18 protein-coding genes and 3 tRNA genes are annotated in these 19,711 nt (G+C 68.5%); 1 reads left to right on the top strand and 20 read right to left on the bottom strand.

Annotated elements, in window-relative coordinates; translation table 11 throughout:
• Window positions 1-100: 100 nt before the first annotated feature.
• The 17 genes from AB0B57_RS33945 to AB0B57_RS33865 form a co-directional block, all read right to left on the bottom strand.
• Window positions 101-3,532, bottom strand: coding sequence for a DNA-directed RNA polymerase subunit beta (locus AB0B57_RS33945; RefSeq protein ID WP_357079484.1), 3,432 nt, complete (start codon window positions 3,530-3,532; stop codon window positions 101-103).
• A 570-nt stretch (window positions 3,533-4,102) separates the two neighbouring features.
• A complete protein-coding gene (gene rplL / locus AB0B57_RS33940; RefSeq protein ID WP_357079481.1) occupies window positions 4,103-4,489 on the bottom strand; it encodes a 50S ribosomal protein L7/L12 in 387 nt (128 codons plus the stop codon).
• Window positions 4,490-4,543: 54 nt separating this feature from the next.
• A complete protein-coding gene (gene rplJ, locus AB0B57_RS33935; protein WP_357079478.1) occupies window positions 4,544-5,089 on the bottom strand; it encodes a 50S ribosomal protein L10 in 546 nt (181 codons plus the stop codon).
• 341 nt (window positions 5,090-5,430) lie between these two features.
• A complete protein-coding gene (locus AB0B57_RS33930; RefSeq protein WP_357079475.1) occupies window positions 5,431-6,120 on the bottom strand; it encodes a hypothetical protein in 690 nt (229 codons plus the stop codon).
• Window positions 6,117-7,025 carry an ATP-binding cassette domain-containing protein gene (locus tag AB0B57_RS33925; RefSeq protein ID WP_357079472.1) on the bottom strand — a complete coding sequence of 303 codons (909 nt, stop codon included), beginning with the start codon at window positions 7,023-7,025 and terminating at the stop codon, window positions 6,117-6,119. The genes AB0B57_RS33930 and AB0B57_RS33925 overlap by 4 nt, the downstream gene beginning before the upstream one ends.
• A gap of 82 nt (window positions 7,026-7,107) precedes the next feature.
• Complete coding sequence (gene rplA, locus AB0B57_RS33920) at window positions 7,108-7,824, bottom strand: 50S ribosomal protein L1 (RefSeq protein ID WP_357079469.1); 717 nt, start codon at window positions 7,822-7,824, stop codon at window positions 7,108-7,110.
• A gap of 78 nt (window positions 7,825-7,902) precedes the next feature.
• Entirely contained in the window at window positions 7,903-8,334 is a 432-nt protein-coding gene (gene rplK, locus AB0B57_RS33915) for a 50S ribosomal protein L11 (RefSeq protein WP_357079466.1), read from the bottom strand.
• Window positions 8,335-8,521: 187 nt separating this feature from the next.
• Window positions 8,522-9,244 carry a transcription termination/antitermination protein NusG gene (nusG, locus tag AB0B57_RS33910; protein ID WP_184178745.1) on the bottom strand — a complete coding sequence of 241 codons (723 nt, stop codon included), beginning with the start codon at window positions 9,242-9,244 and terminating at the stop codon, window positions 8,522-8,524.
• Between the two features lie 39 nt (window positions 9,245-9,283).
• Entirely contained in the window at window positions 9,284-9,676 is a 393-nt protein-coding gene (gene secE, locus AB0B57_RS33905; RefSeq protein ID WP_357079460.1) for a preprotein translocase subunit SecE, read from the bottom strand.
• 214 nt (window positions 9,677-9,890) lie between these two features.
• A tRNA-Trp gene (locus tag AB0B57_RS33900) sits at window positions 9,891-9,963 on the bottom strand.
• A gap of 129 nt (window positions 9,964-10,092) precedes the next feature.
• Window positions 10,093-10,485, bottom strand: a complete 393-nt coding sequence (locus AB0B57_RS33895; RefSeq protein WP_357079457.1) for a MaoC family dehydratase — start codon at window positions 10,483-10,485, stop codon at window positions 10,093-10,095.
• A 1-nt stretch (window position 10,486) separates the two neighbouring features.
• The gene (locus AB0B57_RS33890) at window positions 10,487-10,933 is read right to left on the bottom strand and encodes a MaoC family dehydratase N-terminal domain-containing protein (RefSeq protein ID WP_357079454.1); all 447 of its coding nucleotides are present in this window, start codon (window positions 10,931-10,933) and stop codon (window positions 10,487-10,489) included.
• Window positions 10,934-11,058: 125 nt separating this feature from the next.
• Window positions 11,059-11,226, bottom strand: a complete 168-nt coding sequence (rpmG, locus tag AB0B57_RS33885) for a 50S ribosomal protein L33 (RefSeq protein ID WP_007073056.1) — start codon at window positions 11,224-11,226, stop codon at window positions 11,059-11,061.
• Window positions 11,227-11,360: 134 nt separating this feature from the next.
• A tRNA-Met gene (locus tag AB0B57_RS33880) sits at window positions 11,361-11,433 on the bottom strand.
• 24 nt (window positions 11,434-11,457) lie between these two features.
• Window positions 11,458-11,530 (bottom strand) — tRNA-Thr (locus AB0B57_RS33875).
• Between the two features lie 93 nt (window positions 11,531-11,623).
• The gene (locus AB0B57_RS33870) at window positions 11,624-14,149 is read right to left on the bottom strand and encodes a bifunctional diguanylate cyclase/phosphodiesterase (protein WP_357079451.1); all 2,526 of its coding nucleotides are present in this window, start codon (window positions 14,147-14,149) and stop codon (window positions 11,624-11,626) included.
• A 639-nt stretch (window positions 14,150-14,788) separates the two neighbouring features.
• Window positions 14,789-15,979: an epoxide hydrolase gene (locus tag AB0B57_RS33865; RefSeq protein ID WP_357079448.1), complete on the bottom strand. Its 1,191-nt coding sequence runs from the start codon at window positions 15,977-15,979 to the stop codon at window positions 14,789-14,791.
• Window positions 15,980-16,240: 261 nt separating this feature from the next.
• On the opposite strand from AB0B57_RS33865, the gene AB0B57_RS33860 reads away from it, so the two are divergent.
• A complete protein-coding gene (locus tag AB0B57_RS33860; RefSeq protein WP_357079444.1) occupies window positions 16,241-16,801 on the top strand; it encodes a hypothetical protein in 561 nt (186 codons plus the stop codon).
• Here AB0B57_RS33860 and AB0B57_RS33855 read toward each other — a convergent pair.
• The 3 genes from AB0B57_RS33855 to AB0B57_RS33845 form a co-directional block, all read right to left on the bottom strand.
• Window positions 16,785-18,218: a pentapeptide repeat-containing protein gene (locus AB0B57_RS33855; protein WP_357079441.1), complete on the bottom strand. Its 1,434-nt coding sequence runs from the start codon at window positions 18,216-18,218 to the stop codon at window positions 16,785-16,787. The two genes, AB0B57_RS33860 and AB0B57_RS33855, sit on opposite strands and share 17 nt — an antisense overlap.
• 156 nt (window positions 18,219-18,374) lie before the next feature.
• Window positions 18,375-18,671: a hypothetical protein gene (locus AB0B57_RS33850; protein WP_357079438.1), complete on the bottom strand. Its 297-nt coding sequence runs from the start codon at window positions 18,669-18,671 to the stop codon at window positions 18,375-18,377.
• A gap of 65 nt (window positions 18,672-18,736) precedes the next feature.
• Window positions 18,737-19,186 carry a hypothetical protein gene (locus AB0B57_RS33845; RefSeq protein WP_357079435.1) on the bottom strand — a complete coding sequence of 150 codons (450 nt, stop codon included), beginning with the start codon at window positions 19,184-19,186 and terminating at the stop codon, window positions 18,737-18,739.
• Between the last annotated feature and the right edge of the window lie 525 nt (window positions 19,187-19,711).

Genomic DNA, 19,711 nt, shown 5'->3' with positions numbered 1-19,711 from the left:
TTTTTGTTCGTCTCCTCTCATTTCTCTCTTTTTGTTTTTTTTTCGGTTTTTTGGGGGGGGGGGGGGGGGGGCCCGCCCCCCCCCCCCCCGACCGCTCACCTCAGACCTCTTCGACCGAGCTCGGCTCGCGCCGGGACAGGTCGATGCCCAGCTCCTCAGCGGCCCGGAACACCTCGTCGTCGGTCTCGCGCATTTCCAGGGCCACACCGTCGCTGGAGAGCACCTCAACGTTGAGGCACAGCGACTGCAGCTCCTTGAGCAGCACCTTGAACGACTCCGGGATGCCCGGCTCCGGGATGTTCTCGCCCTTGACGATGGCCTCGTAGACCTTCACCCGGCCGAGCACGTCGTCGGACTTGATCGTGAGCAGCTCCTGCAGGGCGTACGCGGCGCCGTACGCCTGCATCGCCCAGCACTCCATCTCACCGAAACGCTGACCACCGAACTGCGCCTTACCACCCAGCGGCTGCTGCGTGATCATCGAGTACGGACCGGTCGAACGAGCGTGGATCTTGTCGTCGACCAGGTGGTTGAGCTTCAGGATGTAGACGTAGCCGACCGCGATCGGGTCGGGCAGCGGCTCGCCGGAACGCCCGTCGAACAGCTGCGCCTTACCGGTGCGGCCGATCAGCTGCTTGCCGTCCCGGTTGGGCAGGGTCGACTCGAGCAGACCGGAGATCTCCTCCTCGCGGGCACCGTCGAAGACCGGGGTGGCCACGTTGGTGTCCCCCTCGGACTCGTGCGCGTCGATCGAGCGGAGCTGGCGCTTCCAGTCGGCGTCGTCGCCCTCGACCTTCCAACCGGTCTTGGCGACCCAACCGAGGTGGGTCTCCAGGACCTGGCCGATGTTCATCCGGCTCGGCACACCGAGCGGGTTGAGCACGATGTCGACCGGGGTGCCGTCCTCCAGGAACGGCATGTCCTCGATCGGCAGGATCTTCGAGATGACACCCTTGTTGCCGTGCCGGCCGGCGAGCTTGTCGCCGTCCTGGATCTTGCGCTTCTGGGCGACGTAGACCCGGACCAACTCGTTGACACCCGGCGGCAGCTCGTCGCCGTCCTCGCGGGAGAACGTGCGCACACCGATGACCGTGCCGGTCTCGCCGTGCGGCACCTTCAGCGAGGTGTCCCGAACCTCACGCGCCTTCTCACCGAAGATCGCGCGGAGCAGGCGCTCCTCCGGGGTCAGCTCGGTCTCGCCCTTGGGCGTGACCTTGCCGACCAGGATGTCGCCGGGGACGACCTCGGCACCGATCCGGATGATGCCGCGCTCGTCGAGGTCGGCGAGCATTTCCTCGCTGACGTTCGGGATGTCGCGGGTGATCTCCTCCGGGCCGAGCTTGGTGTCCCGAGCGTCGACCTCGTGCTCCTCGATGTGGATCGAGGTGAGCACGTCCTGCTGCACGAGGCGCTGCGACAGGATGATCGCGTCCTCGTAGTTGTGACCCTCCCAGCACATGAACGCCACCAGCAGGTTGCGTCCGAGCGCCATCTCGCCCTCGTCGGTGCACGGCCCGTCGGCGATGACCTGACCGGCCTCGACGCGGTCGCCCTCGAAGACCACCGGCTTCTGGTTGACGCAGGAGCCGGCGTTGGAGCGGCGGAACTTGTGCAGCAGGTACGTCCGGCGGTGGCCGTCATCCTGGTGGATGGTGACGTAGTCGGCGCAGAGATCCTCGATCACACCGCCGACCTCGGCGACCACCACGTCGCCAGCGTCGACCGCGGCCCGGTATTCCATGCCCGTGCCCACCAGCGGCGCCTCGGCCTTGACCAGCGGCACCGCCTGGCGCTGCATGTTCGCGCCCATCAGTGCCCGGTTGGCGTCGTCGTGCTCGAGGAACGGGATCATGGCGGTCGCGACCGAGGTCATCTGCCGGGGCGAGACGTCCATGTAGTCGACGGCACCGGGGAGGACGTCCTCGGTCTCGCCGCCCTTACGACGGCAGAGCACCCGCTCCTCGGCGAACGTGCCGTCCGCCTTCAGGCGCGCGTTGGCCTGCGCCTTGACGAACCGGTCCTCCTCGTCCGCGGTCAGGTAGTCGATCTGGTCGGTGACCCGACCCTCGACGACCTTCCGGTACGGCGTCTCGATGAAGCCGAACGGGTTGACCCGGGCGAAGGTGGACAGCGCGCCGATCAGGCCGATGTTCGGGCCTTCCGGCGTCTCGATCGGGCACATCCGGCCGTAGTGGGACGGGTGCACGTCGCGGACCTCGAAGCCGGCCCGCTCCCGGGACAGACCACCCGGGCCGAGCGCGCTCAGCCGGCGCCGGTGGGTGAGACCCGCCAGCGGGTTGGTCTGGTCCATGAACTGGGACAGCTGCGACGTCCCGAAGAACTCCTTGATCGCCGCCACCACCGGGCGGATGTTGATCAGGGTCTGCGGGGTGATCGCCTCGACGTCCTGCGTGGTCATCCGCTCGCGGACGACCCGCTCCATCCGGGACAGGCCGACCCGGACCTGGTTCTGGATCAGCTCACCCACGGTACGCAGGCGCCGGTTGCCGAAGTGGTCGATGTCGTCGGCCTCGTAGCCGTCCTCACCGGCGTGCAGCCGGCACAGGTATTCCACGGTGGCGACGATGTCGTCCTCGGTCAGCGTGCCGGTGGTGATCGGCACGGCGACTTCGAGCTTCTTGTTGAACTTGTAGCGCCCGACCTTGGCGACGTCGTACCTCTTCGGGTTGAAGAAGAGGTTGTCGAGCAGGGTCTGGGCGTTCTCGCGCGTCGGCGGCTCGCCAGGGCGCAGCTTGCGGTAGATGTCTAGCAGGGCCTCGTCCTGGCCGGCGATGTGGTCCTTCTCGAGCGTGGTCATCAGCAGCTCGGACCAGCCGAACCGCTCACGGATCCGCTCGGCCGACCAGCCGATGGCCTTGAGCAGGACCGTGACGGCCTGCCGACGCTTGCGGTCGATGCGTACGCCGACCGTGTCGCGCTTGTCGATGTCGAACTCCAGCCAGGCACCCCGACTCGGGATGACCTTGACGCTGGAGAGGTCGCGGTCGGAGGTCTTGTCCGGCTGCTTGTCGAAGTACACGCCCGGAGACCGGACGAGCTGGCTGACCACGACGCGCTCGGTGCCGTTGATGACGAAGGTGCCCTTGGGCGTCATCATCGGGAAGTCACCCATGAACACCGTCTGGCTCTTGATCTCGCCAGTGGTGTTGTTGGTGAACTCCGCGGTCACGAAGAGCGGAGCGCAGTAGGTCAGGTCCTTCTCCTTGCACTCCTCGATCGAGGCCTTGACCTCGTCGAAGCGCGGCGCAGAGAAGGAGAGTGACATGGTGCCGGAGAAGTCCTCAATGGGACTGATCTCTTCAAGGATCTCCGCGAGACCCGAGCGTGCGTGCGGGTCGTCCGCCGACCGGCCCTGCCAAGCCTCGTTGCCGACGAGCCAGTCGAAGGACTCGTTTTGAATGGCAAGGAGGTTGGGGACCTCGAGGTGTTCGGTGATCCTGCCGAATGAAACTCGGCGGGGAGCGAATGCGCTCGACGTACGACTGGTCTTCGCAGGGCGGGAAGCTGCCAAGATGCGTCCTTCCGAGGACCGGTGCTGCAGAACGGCTGGTACGCGTGCACTCCAATGACCCCACCAGAAATATCCGCAAACGGACATTTCCGAGCAGGGGTCAAGTCGGAAGGCAGCGCAAACTAGCAGTGTAGCCGAGAGGCTAACCGCTGTCCAGCCCACCCCGCAGGTCGTTTGCGGAACGTGCCTCGGCCCCCGTAAACCGGGGTCTGCCGGGCCGCTCAGAACGCAACGTCCCCACTGGGCCGCTCAGGTCGACGCGGCCGATGGTGCCGCCGCTGTCATACCCACGTCGTGGCCGTCGCAAGCGCGGTGTCTTGCTGGTGTCAGCGTGCCTGGCAGCCCGGGGCCGCGTCAAGGGCCGGTATCCGGGTCGGCAGTTCTTTCCCACTGGAGGGCGACCCGCCACGCTCGATCGGATCGCCAGGCACAGCCGTCCGAGGCCAGCTCAGAGCGGGTCGGGGCTGGGCCCACAGACACGGCGGGCGGTGATCCGTGTCGGATCACCGCCCGCCGCGACGCGATAGTGTCCCGGCTCACGAGCCAGGTACGCGCTTGTAGAACGTCAGGTCACTTGAGGGTGACCTTGGCGCCCTCACCCTCGAGCTTGGCCTTCGCCTTGTCGGCGGTCTCCTTGTTGACCTTCTCCAGGATGGCCTTCGGCGCGGCCTCGACCGCGTCCTTGGCCTCCTTGAGGCCCAGGCCGGTCAGCTCGCGCACGACCTTGATGACCTGGATCTTCTTGCCGCCGTCAGCCTCGAGGATGACGTCGAACTCGTCCTGCTCCGGCTCGGCCTCGGCAGTAGCGGCACCGCCGCCACCGCCCTGGGCGATCGCGACCGGAGCGGCAGCGGTGACCTCGAAGGTCGTCTCGAACTGCTTCACGAACTCAGAGAGCTCGATCAGCGTCATCTCCTTGAACGCGTCGAGCAGCTCGTCGGTGCTGAGCTTCGCCATATCTGGCGTCCTTTCCTGATTCTGTTAAGTAAAGAACTGGTGCGCCGTGGGGCCTCAGGCCGCCTCGGCGCCCTCCTTCTCGCGCTTGTCCTGCAGGGCAGCCGCCAGACGGGCGGTCTTCGACAGCGGGGCCTGGAACAGGGCCGCGGCCTTGCTCAGGTTGCCCTTCATCGCGCCGGCCAGCTTGGCCAGCAGCACCTCGCGGGACTCCAGGTCGGCGAGCTTCGTGACCTCGGCCGCGGAAATGGCCTTGCCCTCGAAGACACCGCCCTTGATGACGAGCTTCGGGTTGGCCTTCGCGAAGTCGCGAAGCCCCTTCGCCGCCTCGACGACGTCGCCCGAAACGAAAGTCAGCGCGGTAGGACCGGTGAACAGCTCGTCGAGGCCGGTGATGCCCGCGTCCGTCGCTGCGCGCTTCGCCAGCGTGTTCTTCGCGACCGTGTAGCTGGTCTCGGCGCCGAGCGTGCGCCGAAGCTGGGTGAGCTGGGAAACCGTCAGACCGCGGTACTCGGTCAGCACGGTGGCGCCTGCGCTGCGGAAGTTCTCAGTCAGCTCAGCGACGGCCGTGGCCTTGTCGGCCCGGATTGGCTTGTCCGCCATGTCCCTCCTCTCTCGTTACTCGAGGCTGGTCCCCGTCACGGCCGAAGCCGGAACGGGAGCGGAGGCAGCACGACAACGAAAAAGCCCCGGCGCAGGGCGCACGGGGCGAGGGCCGGCAGATCGACACAGTCGGCGGACCATGTGCACTGCCGAGTTACGCTTGCCGCCCTACGCGGGTCGCCCGTCGTCGCGGGACCTTCGACCGTGCCGAAGCACGGTGACCAGCGGTCTTTGGGTGGTTCCTCATCCATGAGAGCACGGATGACTCGTTGAAGACTACGCGCCCCGGCCACCAGCACCAAATCGCACCCGGTGAGCCACGTCACCCACGCCGGCACCGCTCAGCCCTGGGCCCGCCGCCGCCACAGGTAGCCGCCGACGACCGCGGTGCTCCAGGCCAGCGCCCACGCGGTCAGCCCCAGCAGGGTGAGCGCGGCCGCGTCGCCGGCGGTGGCGCGGGCGGCGGCCATGATCGGCGGTGCCAGCCAGGGCGCCACCGAATCGCTCAGGCCGAGCACCACCGCGCCGACAGCGCCGAGGGTGAGCACCGCGACGCCGTACGCGGCACCGCCCACCGACGCGCGGCTGGCCAACGCACCGAGGGCGACAGCGGCGGCTACGGCGAGCAGGTGCGCCCACAGCCCCAGCGCGACCCCGACCGGGATCGACCGGTCCCCCGGCTCGACCGGGCCGGTGACCCCGCCGACCAGCCACGGAAAGAGCAGCGCGACGGCCACCGTCGCCAGCGCCGCCACCCCGGCGGCGAGGAGCCCGGCAAGCCGCTCGCGGGCCACCCCGACGGTCACCTGGGCCAGGCGACGCTGCACGTCCGGCTCGACGTCCAACAGGATCTTGGTCTGCCAGGCGAGCACCGGGAAGAGCACCACGGCCGAGACGCCGTACGCCTCCGCTGGCTGGGCTCGGCTGCCGCCGTAGAGCGTGCCGAGCACGACGAGGCCGGCGAGCAGCGGCGCCAACGCCCGCCCGGTCCGCAGGAGGCCGGCCAGCCGCATCCGCACCAGTGCGATCACCGGGTCTCCCCCGCTGCCCGCTCGACCACCGCATCGGTGGTGGCGTCCGGCTGCTCGGCTGTCGGCTGCTCGGCTGTCGGCTGCCCGGCCACCGTCGGCGGCGGCTCGGCGGGTCGGGCAGCGCCGGCCACCCCCGGCGGCTCGGCGGGTCGGGCCCGCGGTGCGGTGGTGGAGTCGTCGGCGCGTACCCGAAGAATGTGGTGGCCCTCGGCCCGCAGGCGGGCGACGGTGCCGGCGACCCGCGCGGTCGGCACCGCGACCTCGACCACCGCGAACGTCTCGGCCGCCGACGACGTCTCCTCGGTCAGCGACCCGTCGGCCACCGACCAGCGGCGCGCGGCCGGCAGCCGGACCGTCTCGCCACGGTGGTCGCTGACCAACACGGCACCATCGGCGGCGAGCACCTCGGAGATCAGCTCGGGAACCAGCTCGCGGGTGGCGGCGTCCAGCCCCTCCCACGGCTCGTCGAGCACCAGCAGGCCCGGCGGGCACAGCATCGCCTGGGCGAGGCCCACCTTCTGGGCGGTGCCCTTGGACAGCTCCGGCAACCGGACCGAGCGGAAGGCGGACAACCCGAGCCGGTCGGTCCAGGAGGCCACCGCCTCGTCGGCCGCCGCCGCGCCCAGCCCCGCCACGCGGGCCATGCCGGTCAGATAGCGGGTCACGGTGAACGGCTGGTCGGCGGGGAAACGCTCCGGCACCCAGCCCACCCGTGCCGGACGGTCAGAGACCCGGCCCCGGCCCGGCCGCAGCACCCCCGCGGCCACCTGGAGCAGTGTCGACTTGCCCACCCCGTTACGACCCAGAACGACCGCCACCTCGCCCGGACCGATCCGCACGTCGACGCCGCGCAACACCCACGGCCCACGCCGGTGGTACCGCAACCAGACGTTCTCCAGCCGCATAGGGATAGAGGGTGCCACATCGCGGACGCAGCGGGGCGCCGCCACGGTCGTGGCGGCGCCCCGGTGGAGCGAACGTGTCGGCTCAGGCCTCGGCGGCGTCTCCGGTGAGGTTCTTCACCAGGTTCGGGTCGACCGGAACACCCGGGCCCATCGTGGAGGTCACGATGACCTTGCGGAGGTACTTGCCCTTGGCCGCGGACGGCTTGGCACGCAGCACCTCGTCGAGCACCGCAGCGTAGTTCTCCACGAGCTGGCTCTCCGTGAAGGAGGCCTTGCCGATGATCAGGTGCAGGTTGGAGTGCTTGTCCACCCGGAAGGTGATCTTGCCGCCCTTGATGTCCTGCACCGCCTTGGTGACGTCCATGGTCACCGTACCGGTCTTCGGGTTCGGCATGAGACCGCGCGGGCCCAGGATCCGCGCGATCCGGCCGATCTTGGCCATCTGGTCCGGCGTGGCGATCGCCGCGTCGAAGTCCAGCCAACCACCCTGGATCCGGGCGACCAGCTCGTCGGTGCCCACCTCGTCGGCACCCGCGGCAACGGCCTCTTCGGCCTTCGCGCCGCTGGCGAACACGATCACGCGGGCGGTCTTACCGGTGCCGTGCGGCAGGTTGACCGTGCCGCGGACCATCTGGTCCGCCTTGCGGGGGTCGACGCCGAGGCGCATCGCGACCTCGACCGTGGCGTCGAACTTGACGTTGGTGGTCTCCTTGGCCAGCTTCACGGCCTCGGCGGGGGTGTAGAGCTTGGACCGGTCGATGACATCGGCGGCCTTGCGGTAGCTCTTGCTGCGCTGCATTGCTGATTACTCCTGTGGTCTCTGGCGGGCCGCTCGGCGCGGGCCCTCCCACGGTCGGGTCGACGGCCTGGGCCGACGTCAGTCGTTGACGGTGATGCCCATCGACCGGGCGGTGCCGGCGATGATCTTCTCGGCCTGGGCGATGTCGTTGGCGTTGAGGTCGGCCATCTTCTTCTCGGCGATCTCACGCAGCTGGGCGCGGCTGACCGAGCCGACCTTCTCGCTCTGCGGAACGCCCGAACCCTTCTGCACACCGGCGGCCTTGATCAGCAGGCGGGCGGCGGGCGGGGTCTTCAGCACGAAGGTGAACGACCGGTCCTCGTACACGCTGATCTCGGCGGGGACGATGTCGCCCCGCTGGGACTCGGTCTGCGAGTTGTAGGACTTGCAGAACTCCATGATGTTGACGCCGTGCTGGCCGAGCGCGGGGCCGACCGGCGGCGCCGGCGTGGCCTGGCCCGCCGGCAGCTGAAGCGTGAACGTCTTGACGAGCTTCTTCTTCGGAGGCATGTCACTTCCTGGGGCTTGGAGCTGGGAAAATGCGGCTGTCGCCGCCCTCGGAGCGCGCACGGTCAGCGCGGTGCGACAGCGGCGACATTCAAGAGTAGCGCAGGCCGCAGCCCACTCGTCCGCCGAGGTCGAGCGGGAGGGCATACGCCGACGTCGGCGGCGGGCCGGGCCCGCCGCCGACGACCAGTCAGATCTTGGCGACCTGGTTGAAGTTGAGCTCCACCGGGGTCTCGCGACCGAAGATCGACACCAGCACCTTGAGCTTCTGCTGGTCCGCGTTGATCTCGCTGATCGTGGCCGGCAGCGACGCGAAGGCGCCGTCGGTGACGGTGACCGAGTCGCCCACCTCGAAGTCGAGGACCTTGATCTCCGGCTTCGACTTCTTCTGCTCGGTCTCGACGGCCGGTGCCAGCCACTTCAGCACCTCGTCGAGGGAGAGCGGGGCGGGCCGGTCGGCCCGGTCGGTCGCGCCGACGAAGCCGGTCACGCCCGGGGTGTTACGCACACACGAGTAGGACTCGGCGGTCAGCTCCATCCGAACCAGGATGTAGCCCGGGAAGACCTTGGCCTGGATCTGCGAACGCTTACCGTTCTTGACCTCGACCTCTTCCCGGGTCGGCACCTCGACCTGGTAGATGAAGTCCTCCATGTCGAGGCTCGTGATCCGGGTCTCGAGGTTGGTCTTGACCTTGTTCTCGTAGCCAGCGTACGAGTGCACCACATACCAGTCACCCGGCGCGTAGCGCAGCTTCTGCCTCAGCTCGGCGACCGGGTCGTACTCCTCGTCCGGCGCGGGCTCAGTCGTTGGGAACTCCGGCTCGCTGGCGGCCTCAACCGACTCGTCACCAGCCGCCGTCGCGACCGTGGACTGCTCGTCCACGGGTCCGGCGGTCTCGTCGTACTCAGGCACGCTCGCTCACTTCCGTCACTATCGGCTGGAGGCAGCCGGTCAGTCCGAGTTGCCGAAGACAAACAGCACGACCTTGGCGAAGCCGAGGTCGAGCAGGCCAACGATCGTCAGCATCACCGCGACGAACGTCACCACCACGGCGGTGTAGGTCAGCAACTCCTTACGCGTCGGCCAGATGACCTTACGCAGTTCGGCTACGACCTCGCGGAAAAACCGGGCGATGCGGCCGAACACGCCCACCCGACCGGTCTCCGACCGGGTGGTGGGCCGGCTGTCCGCCGACTCCGCCCGGGCGCGGGACCGCGTGGCGGTGCCCCCCCGGGAGACCAGCTCGTCCGCGCTGGAGGCGTCGTCGTCGGCAACCTCGTCGACGACCTCGTCGTCCAGACGATCGTCGCCGGCGTCCTCGCCGTGCCGCTTGTTGTCGGCCACTTCGCCCTCCGTCGCGGAATCTCGGGTCGCACGCCGAGTGGCGTACGCGGCGCTGGTCACGCCGGCCGGGCCCAACCGTCCCGCGACGGGCCGCGGCCGGTGGATCATCCGGAGGGCCCCGATTGCCTCGGAACCACCCCGCCGATGCCACCACCACGGGCCGGACGCCGCCAAGCTGGCGGCGCGACCCACGGGAACGGTCAGGCCTGAGGCGCAGGGGTGACAGGACTTGAACCTGCAGCCTGCGGTTTTGGAGACCGCTGCTCTGCCAATTGAGCTACACCCCTGTGCGGCAACACTCGCCCCACGCGGTCACAGACGACCGAGCAGGGGTCACTTGCCCCACGGCGGACCAGTGTACGGGTAGCCGCCCTACTTTCCCAACCGGTCTCTCCGCCTCGCGTGGCGGGCCTGCCTCAGCGCGTCGTCCGGATGGTCGCGCGGGCCTGCGAGAGCACCTTCTCGCCCCCGCAGGTCGCCGTCACGTCGAGTCGGGTGAGCCCGTCCTCGGTCACCTCACGGACCCGCGCGGTGACCTCGATCTCGGCCCCCTGGTCGTCGTCCGGGACGACCACCGGCCGGGTGAACCGCACGCCGTACTCGACCACCGCGTCCGGCGACCCGGCCCACTCGGTGACCGCCCGGCCGACCAGCGCCATGGTGAACATGCCGTGGGCGATCACCCCGGGCAGACCCACGCCGGTGGCGAACCTGTCGCTCCAGTGGATCGGGTTGAAGTCACCCGACGCGCCGGCGTAGCGGACCAGGTCCGCGCGGGTCACCTGGAACGTCTTGGCGGACAACTCCATCTCAGGCCTCCCCGCGTACGACGATCTTCGACCAGACGGCGACCACCGGTTCCCCGGCGACGGTGTGCACGTCGGTGCGCGTGGTCAGGAAGCCGTGCCCACCCCGGTTGCTGACGTCCTCGATGGTGTTGACGCAGACCAGCTCGTCGCCGGCGACCACCGGCCGGGTGTACGCGAACCGCTGGTCACCGTGCACCACGCGGCTGTAGTCCATACCCAGGGCCGGGTCCTCGATGATCTGGCGGCTCGCGGCCATCGTGACGACCACGGGGAAGGTCGGCGGAGCCACCACGTCCGGGTGGCCGAGCGCCTGCGCGGCCTGCGGGTCGTGGTGGGCCGGGTCGGTGGCGCCGATGGCGGTGGCGAACTCGCGGATCTTTTCTCGGCCCACCTGGTAGGGGGCGGTCGGCGGATAGGTCCGGCCGACGAAGGAAGGGTCCAGGGACATGCCGCGAACCTACACGGAACGCACAATCGCCGACCTGGTCGGCAGGCTGCGGCGGAGCCGCACCAAACCGGTCAGATCGGCGATTGGAAAGCTGGGACAGCGGCCGGCCCGAAGCCGGCCACGGGTCAGCGGGTCTCGCGGTGGACCGTGTGCCGACCGTCGCGCGGGCAGAACTTCTTCAGCTCGATGCGGTCGGGGTCGTTGCGCCGGTTCTTGCGCGTGATGTAGTTGCGCTCCTTGCACTCCACACACGCCAAAGTGATCTTCGGCCGGACATCGGTAGCCTTCGCCACGGCGGAGTGCCTTCCTCGCTAACGGAAACAACTACGACGCGCCAGCCTAGACGCTGACAGCGCGGACATGCAAAGTGGGCGCCAGAAGCGCCCATTTTCCTACGACCACCGGCAACGAGCCCGGAAGACGAGAGTAGCGGTGGCCGGACTTGAACCGGCGACACAGCGATTATGAGCCGCTTGCTCTACCATCTGAGCTACACCGCTGCGATGGGTCCAGCTGAACCCTCGAGCCCCCTTACGGAATCGAACCGTAGACCTTCTCCTTACCATGGAGACGCTCTGCCGACTGAGCTAAGGGGGCCTGCGCGATCTCCCCGTGGGGCGCGCAGAAGTAAGAGTACACGGCCCGGCTCGACAGGTGAAATCGGATCCCCGGTGATCGTCTACGCCCTGCTCAGGGCACGACGCGAAGGCGCGGCAGCTCTCCGTTGGAGATCGATTCCGGCTCGACCTGGGCACCGAACCACGCGGCCAGCCGCTCGTACGGCAGCGGCCGGCTGAACAGGAAGCCCTGCCCGATCTCACAGCCGATGTCCTGGAGAAGCTCCAGGGTCAGCTCACTCTCCACGCCCTCGGCCACCACCGCCAGGCCGAACTGCTGGGACAGGGTCACCACGGCGTTGACGATGGCCAGGTCCCCCGGGTCGGTCGCCATGCCCTGCACGAAGGAACGGTCGACCTTCACCTCGTGCACCGGCAGCCGACGCAGATGCGCCAGCGACGAGTCGCCCGTGCCGAAGTCGTCCACCGACAGCCGGACACCCAGGTCACGCAGCCGGCGCAGAGTCGGAATGGGCCGGTCGGTGCCGTCCAGCACCCCCGCCTCGGTGATCTCCAGGGTCAGTCGCTGCGCCGGCACCCCGTACTCGGTCAACAACTCCTGGACCCGATCCGGAAAGTGCTGGTCGGTGAGCGTGCGGGCCGAGATGTTGACCGCGATGGGCAACGGCTGATCGGCCAGCGCCCAGTCCCGGCTGCGACGGAGCCCCTCGCGGAGCACCACCTCGGTGAGCCGGCTCAGCTGGCCGGTGTGCTCGGCCACCGCCACGAAGTCCTCGGGAGCGACAGTGCCGTGCGTCGGATCCTCCCACCGGGCCAGGCACTCGACACCGACCAGGCGCCGGTCCCGCAGAGTCACCTTGGGCTGGAAGTAGACCTCCAACTCGCCCTGGTCCAGGGCGTGGCGCAGATCGCCAGCCAGACCCAGCCGGCGCAACGACCGGGACTCCAGGGCGGGATTGAACAGCTGCACGCTGCCCGGCACCGACTTGGCCGCCGTGGCGGCGAGGTCGACCCTGAGCAGCAGGGTCGCCGCGTCACTGCCGTGGTCGGGGTGCACGGCAACCCCGACGGCAGTGTTCACGTCGAGGGTGAGCGCGTCGAAGACCATCTCGTCACGGATCTGGTCGCGTAGTTGGGCGGCCAACTCGAGCGCCGCCTCCGCGCTCTCCAACCGCAGCGTCACCAGGAACTCGTCCCCGCCGGCACGGCCCACCAGGGCCGACGACGGCGCGCTGGCCCGCAGCCGGCTGGCGACCTCGGCGAGGACCTTGTCCCCGGCCGCGTGACCGAGGGACTCGTTGACCTGACGCAACCCGTCGACGTCGAAGAGCAGCAGTGCCACCACCTCGCCGGGGGCCGCGATCGTGAAGGACTCGGCGAGCGCGCCGGTGATCCGTCGACGGTTGGGCAACCGGGTCAGCGCGTCGTGGTAGGCGTCGTGCCGAAGCCGGTCGACCAACCGCGAATTTTCCAGGGCGACGGCGGCGTGCGCCGCCACGGTCTCGAAGATGGGGAGGTCCGCCGGGGCAAAGTGGCCCACGTCGCTGAGCCGGTTGGCCACCTCCAACGTGCCGATCACCGCCTGCCCCGAACGCAGGGGCACCGCGATGACGTCCTTGACCTTGGAGTCAGCGAGCGCGGACCGCAGCGTCGGGTCACCGCCGAAGGCCCGACCGAGCGCGACCGTCCGACCCGACTCACGGGTCTTCTCCCGGATCACCGCCGGGGTCGGGGCGACGTCGAGCAGGCCCCGGTCGTCCAGGCGTGCGGTCAGCAGGACCTCCGGGTGCCGACCCTGGGCGGGAAGCCACAGCGTGGCGTATTCCGCCTGCATGAGGGAACGGAGCCGGCCGAGCAGCGCGTCCGTCAGGTTGCCGTCCTGACCCGCCTCGCTCATCGCCCGGGTCAGCTCGTACATGTCGCCCAGGGTGCGGTGCTGCCGAATGAACTGCGAGTAGGAGCGGTAGAGCAGGACGCCGGCCACCGCCAGGGCCAGCAGAAGAAGGATCGACCAGAGCGTCGTCGCCAGGGCGATGAGGATGATCATCCCGACCGCGACGTTCAGTGCTGTGGTCAGCAGAACCTGGATGGCCGTGCTCGTCGTCTCCCGAGTGCCCTGCCAGCCCTGCAGGAGAGTGATCACGCCAACCACGGCCACCAGGCTGATCAGCGCGTTGGCGGCGACAGCGGCGAAGACCGCGCTCCACGTGGCCGGGCCCACCCCCTCGTGCGGAGGCATGGCCGCCAACACCAGCCCGGCGACGGAGAATCCGGCTGCCGCCCGGGCGACGTTGAACCAGAACTTCGGCGGCGCGTAACCGCGGTGAATCTGGGTGAAGAGCTCGGCTGCCGTGGCGACGACGACCATGAGCAGCGGCGACAGCCAAAACAGGGCGAGTACGAGTGGAATCTCAAGGAGGGTCACCACCACCGCTTGACGGCGGACGACGAAGCTGAGCGTTGGTATCCCGGCAGCAGCCATCACCACCAGCAACGCAACAGCTGTCGGCCAATCCTCGAAACGGATCGGCACCGTTAACGCGAGAACCAGCGTTCCCACCAGGGCGATCCCGGCGAGGGGCGCCGTGATCAGCCAGGCGTGCTCGGTCGTACGACGTCGGACAGCCTTAGGTGACACCGCACCGCCCTGTCATCGGACACGTCGCCGCCGCACCGGGGTCACCGAGCGACGCTTGACGCTCCACTCGAAACCGAAACGCTGTGGCCGGCGGGGGCACCCCACTCGATCTTGGTGGACTGGAAATCACTGCCGAGCTGAGCGCCTAGGACACCAACGGCCAGCGCGGCGAGGACAATCGACGCCGTGCGCAGCCGGCCAAACTTTCGACCAGACATTTGGAACTCCTGTCGGCAGGGGGCGGTGCGGGGATGGAGATTCCACGATGGTGCCACAGCGACGTCCGCCAGGAAAGTTCCCCGCCCGCGATCAGGCCAACCGACCTGCGAGCCAACCCGCTCGGCCGGGCAGGCACAACGTCCGGCCAGACCATCTGCTGATCAACCCACGGTGGCATGCCCAAGAAACGACCTAGCAGGGGAAAGCACGCCTACTAGACGTAACAGTTGATTTGAACTCCGCCCCTCCGTCCCGGGTACGCACACTACTCGCCGCTACCTCACGGCAACAGGTCACTGTCATCTATCTGGTGACCGACCGCCAGGGGTGGGCGTGGCGCTGGTCCGCGCCGGTCTCGCGAGAGCCCGAAGTCCGGCCGGAGGATCACCGCCACACCGTCGACCCGGTGCCGACCCAGGATTACCGCAGCGGCCGGAACACCGCCCGCACCTCCGCGGAGAACAACTCCGGCTCCTCCCACGCGGCGAAGTGGCCGCCGCGGTCGGCCTCGTTGAAGTACGCGAGGCCGGGGTAGACCGTCTCGACCCAACTGCGCGGGGCAGCCCAGATCTCGCCGGGGAACGTCGTGAAGCCGACCGGAACCGAGACCGGCGGAGGAGTCTGGCCGGCTGCGGCGGCCGCGGCCAGGAACCGTTGGAACTCCCAGTACCACCGCGCGGACGAGGCGCCGGTGCCGGTCAACCAGTACAACGTGACGTTGTCGACGATCGAGTCCCGGGTCAGCCCGCCCACGGGCTCGCCGTCGACGAGCGCCCGGGAGATCTTGTAGTAACTGTCGGTGTCGTGGTCGAACATCCAGGCCGCCAGCCCGACAGGTGAGTCCAGCAGGGAGTAGCCGATCGTCTGTGGCCGGGTGGACTGCTCCAGGAAGTAGCCGAAGCCATCCATCGTGAACAGGTCGAGCGCGTCGCGCGCGGCGCGTTCCTGCGCAGAGTCCGCCGGTAGCTGGTCCTTGATACCGATCGCACCGGCCAGCAGGTTGAGGTGGATGCCGAGCAGCCCCGGGGGTGCCTGGCGGCCCATGGCGTCCGTGACGGCGGCACCTACGTCGCCTCCCTGGGCGACGTAGCGCGGGTAGCCGAGGCGATGCATCAGCTCCACCCACGCTCGTGCGATCCGGCCGTTCTCCCAGCCGAGCTCTGCCGGTTCGCCCGAGAAGCCGTAGCCGGGTAGTGACGGCAGGACAAGATGGAAGGCGTCCTCCGCCCGTCCGCCGTGCGCGGTCGGGTCGGTGAGCGGGCCGATGACCCCGAGCAACTCCACCACCGAGCCTGGCCAGCCATGCGTCATGATCAGCGGCAGGGCGTCCTCGTGCCGCGACCGTACGTGGATGAAGTGGATCTCGACGCCGTCGAGGTAGGTGGTGTACTGCGGCAGGGCGTTCAGCTTCGTTTCGCAGGCGCGCCAGTCGTAATCCGTCGCCCAGTAGCGGGCCAACGCCTGGACCGTCGCCAGCTGCACACCCTGGGACCGATCGCTGGCCAATTCCCGGGTCGGCCAGCGGGTGGCCGCGATCCGGCGACGCAGGTCGTCGATCGCTTCTTCGGGCGTGTCGAGCTGGAAGGGACGAATCTCGTTGTCGTTGGACATGTTCTCCACCTACCGGGTCGGGACGACCGGTGCCGGGGCGCCGGCGAGACTGGCACGCACCCAGTCTCACAACGGTCCGACGGCGAGGGGTCGAAACGAGAATTCAGACCGTGCTGAACAGCCCTGGAAGGGTGACACGCCATTCACGGCTACTGACGCCTCAACCTGCGGTCTGCGCGGTCTTGCTCTCCTGGAACGGGCCGGTTCGCAGGTGCTCACCTCTGCGATCATGTCCGGGTGTTCGAGCCAGGATCGCGTTCCATGAACGTGGTGACTTTCCTGCTGCCCGCCGACGTCACCGCATTCAGCGAAGCCGTTGCGCAGCCGATCGCGGGTCTTGCGACGTGGGAGACGCACGATCGGACCGAAGGCATCGTGCTGCACGACTCGTTGCAGGTGGCGATGAACCACGATGGTGTGCAAGCGTTCCTGCGTCTCCTCGGCCGCGACGGCGGGACGGTAGGACCCCTCATCCAGTACCTGCACACCCGTGCCTGGACCAGGGACGACGTGGTGCTGGCAGCGACCGGAGGCCGGTGGCGGCCAGTCGATGGCCAGCCCGAGAGGCTGGAGCCGGGACGCCTGTCCTTCACCTGGTTCCCGGATGACCAGGCCGATTGCGTGCGTCGTGATTTCGCCACGTTGGCCGAGGTGGCGCGGAAGGCGTTGCAGAAGGTGACGTCGCCACACGTCACGACGGCGGACGGAAAGCCGATGCGCCGGTATCGGGTCGGGCCGGCAGCGAAGGCATGGGCGTTGCACAGTCCCGAACGGGTTCTCCGAGACGGCGGGCTGCTCCTCAAGGTCAAGGACGGTCACTGAACTCTCGCGGCAGGATCAGACCGTCCGGAGGGTGCCCGAGGAGCCCGTCTTCGAATGTGGGCGGGACGTGGAACCTCGCCGTGCGAAAAGACACGTGGCCACCATTGAAGATCACGTAGTTGAAGAACACCCTCGCCCCGCTGAACGTCGCCCGGTCGAAGGACACCTTCCCGCCAAGGAACGTCGCCCCGTCAAAGGACACATCCCCACCACTGAATGTCGCTCCGGCGAAGAACACCTCCCCCTCCCTGAAGGCCGCGTTCTCGAACGACACCCACCCGCCATCGAACTTCGCCAGGTAGAGAACCCTTGCGCCACTGAACGTCGTCCTGTCGAAGAACACCCGCCCACCAGTGAACGTCACCCCGCCGAAAAACACCTCCCCACCGCTGAACGTCGCATCATCGAAAAACACCTCCCCGCCACTGAACGTCGCCCCACCGAAGGTCACGTCTCCGCCACCGAACGTCACTCCGTCGAAGAACACCCGCCCACCAGTGAACGTCGCATCCCCAAAGGACACGTGCCCACCACTGAACGTCGCCCTGCCGAAGGAGACAGTCCCGCCGCTGAACGCCGCCCCACCGAAGGACACGTCTCCACCGTTGAAAGTTGCTCCCTCGAAGGAGACGTCCCCACCGCTGAACCTCGCTCCCGAAAGGTCCCCGCCGTCAAAGACAGCACCGGTGAAGTCGAAGTCGTAGCCGCACCAGGAGGCCGCGTCGTCCTCGGCAATACGTAGGTGCCTGCCGACGAGGCGGATAACGGTATGACGTACCTCCCGCTCCTCGCGGGCGGCCCGGGCCCTGTCCGCAGCCCCGAGCGCCGCGTGGTCCTCATCCTGAGTCGGCGTCTCGCCCGCGACGTCCGGCGGCGTGTACGGCATACGGACGTAGGCGCAGAGAACATCAATGCACGTCTGCCGCCCATGTCGCCAATCGTCAGCAAGGCCGGCCATGGCATAGACGCCGGCTAGCCGTACGGCTGCTTTCTCCGAGCCGAGCTGCTCGGATGCTTTGGCGAAGCGTTCGTTGAACAGCCGGACGCCGTTGCGGTCAGTCTCAGTTTTCGCTCGTTCGTCGGCCGCCTCAGCGAGGGCCTTGGTGACTTCGGCGCGAAGATCAGCGGCGTGCGCCAGTTGGTGAGCGAATTCCGCCAGCGCGTTGGTGTGCTCCGCCACCCGCTGCCGACGGTAGGCGACCACCAGGGCGGCGACACCGCCGATGCCCGCCACCACGGCGAAGACGAGCTTCAACAGGTCGAACAACGTGGCCGCTGTGACGGTGGCACCCCGCTCAAGGCCGGGCCACTCCGCGTACCAGAGTGCCGCCGCGATCAGGACCCCTACCAGGAGCAGTGCGGCCACAACAGCCGACGTGATCGACCGACGGATCCCCCAGAGCCGCAGCTCCGGCACGCGAGTTTCCGCGGCTGGAGTCGAACCAACCGTGACACGGACCTCGGAGGGGGTTGAGTCCTGCGACGCGGGCAAATCCACCCCCTCCTTCTAGCGCACCTCATCAACATCAGCGCTCAGCAGGACGTCCGTGAACAGCACCAGATCGGCAGCACGTCACCCGAGCGCGTCGCCAATCTTGTCGTTCATCGTGTCGTCGCCGCCGTCGCCGCAGCCGGCGTAGACCCGGAGCAGGACGGCGACGCCGTGGCCCAGGCGCCGGGCGACTTCGGTCGGAGGTACGCCGGCATTGAGCCGGAGCGAGGCCGCCGCGTGCCGCAAGCCGTAGGGCCGCCGAACGAGCGGCGAGGCGACCTGTGATTCGGTCTGCGACTTCTCCCGGGCGAGCTTCCACCACCGGTCGTAGGCCGACTCGGAGAGCCGCCCGCCGTGCAGGCCCGGAAGCTCCCGCATTTGCCTCAAGAACCAGGCGGCGCCAGCCCGGCTCCGGCCGGCATCGACTGGGCCGGCCGGACCTGCTACGTCGCGTCGGGATCTTCCAGGTGCGACGTGTCATCAAGGTCGACCACCATGTCTCCCAGGAAGTGCGCCCCGCAGCTATCGCAGAAGGCCCCCTCGGCTGCGCCGTCAACCACCAGTTGGCCGTCCGTACCTGGGTAGCCGAGGTACCACTGGCCACGCAGCTTGACCATCAGCTTCGGCCACCGCGGCTCACAGGAGCACACGGTGTTCTGGGGCTCATGCGCCCACTCGAACGGGGGTGGCGTGCCTGGCTCGATGATGAAGTTGCCGGGGTAGGTCGCGGAGCACTCGGCGCACCGGGCTGACAGCTCGAATAGCCTGGTCATCGGACTGCCGTGCTCGGATGGTTGGCACGGCATGACATGACCATTCATCTCCGTGACCAGAGCCGGCCACTGGGGCCGACAGCGGCACGCGGGCTTCTTGGCCATGAAAAGCTTGATCACGTACGCTCCCGCACTCTCATATTGAGGCGAGGATCCTAGCGGGCGGTTCGCCCTTCGGGGCTCCGCCCCAGTTGACGGTGCTATGACCCGTGCGGCACGTCGGCGCTCAAGCCGTTCTGCGGCGGCATCCATAAGGCGATCAACTTCCGGGGCCAGCACCACCCGCGAGGGCTGACCCCACGTCGCCGTGTCCCCCACCTCGCCGCGCCGCGCGGCGAGAGCACGCGGACGGGCCGCACCACAGGCACGGCCCCTTTGCTCTGCACCCGCCCACGCGCCAGTTACGGAGCGTGCGTGGTGCGCGGGCGGGTGCAGAGCAACGGGTGGACCGGGCGCGGCACGCCCACCCAACCGCCGGCGCTCAACAGCCGGCGGTCTGCCCCACCGACCCCGCCCCACCTGGGCGTGATCCGTCGGCTTCCCGAGGCGACAAACCCCTCGGCGCAGACACCGTCACTCGGCAATCGTCCTCGGGATCTGGCGCCTCCCCGCACGGCAACGATCACGACGACCCGGCTCTCGTCG

The organism is Micromonospora sp. NPDC049101, assembly GCF_040648675.1.
Classification (GTDB): Bacteria; Actinomycetota; Actinomycetes; order Mycobacteriales; family Micromonosporaceae; genus Micromonospora.
This window is presented reverse-complemented; position numbering and strand designations above follow the sequence as displayed.

Bases quoted from the DNA above. Each gene is read 5' to 3' on its own strand.
- rplL (WP_357079481.1), bottom strand. From the start codon at position 4,489: ATGGCGAAGCTCAGCACCGACGAGCTGCTCGACGCGTTCAAGGAGATG.
- rplJ (WP_357079478.1), bottom strand. From the start codon at position 5,089: ATGGCGGACAAGCCAATCCGGGCCGACAAGGCCACGGCCGTCGCTGAG.
- AB0B57_RS33925 (WP_357079472.1), bottom strand. From the start codon at position 7,025: ATGCGGCTGGAGAACGTCTGGTTGCGGTACCACCGGCGTGGGCCGTGG.
- rplA (WP_357079469.1), bottom strand. From the start codon at position 7,824: ATGCAGCGCAGCAAGAGCTACCGCAAGGCCGCCGATGTCATCGACCGG.
- rplK (WP_357079466.1), bottom strand. From the start codon at position 8,334: ATGCCTCCGAAGAAGAAGCTCGTCAAGACGTTCACGCTTCAGCTGCCG.
- AB0B57_RS33895 (WP_357079457.1), bottom strand. From the start codon at position 10,485: ATGGAGTTGTCCGCCAAGACGTTCCAGGTGACCCGCGCGGACCTGGTC.
- AB0B57_RS33890 (WP_357079454.1), bottom strand. From the start codon at position 10,933: ATGTCCCTGGACCCTTCCTTCGTCGGCCGGACCTATCCGCCGACCGCC.
- AB0B57_RS33865 (WP_357079448.1), bottom strand. From the start codon at position 15,979: ATGTCCAACGACAACGAGATTCGTCCCTTCCAGCTCGACACGCCCGAA.
- AB0B57_RS33860 (WP_357079444.1), top strand. From the start codon at position 16,241: ATGAACGTGGTGACTTTCCTGCTGCCCGCCGACGTCACCGCATTCAGC.
- AB0B57_RS33850 (WP_357079438.1), bottom strand. From the start codon at position 18,671: ATGCGGGAGCTTCCGGGCCTGCACGGCGGGCGGCTCTCCGAGTCGGCC.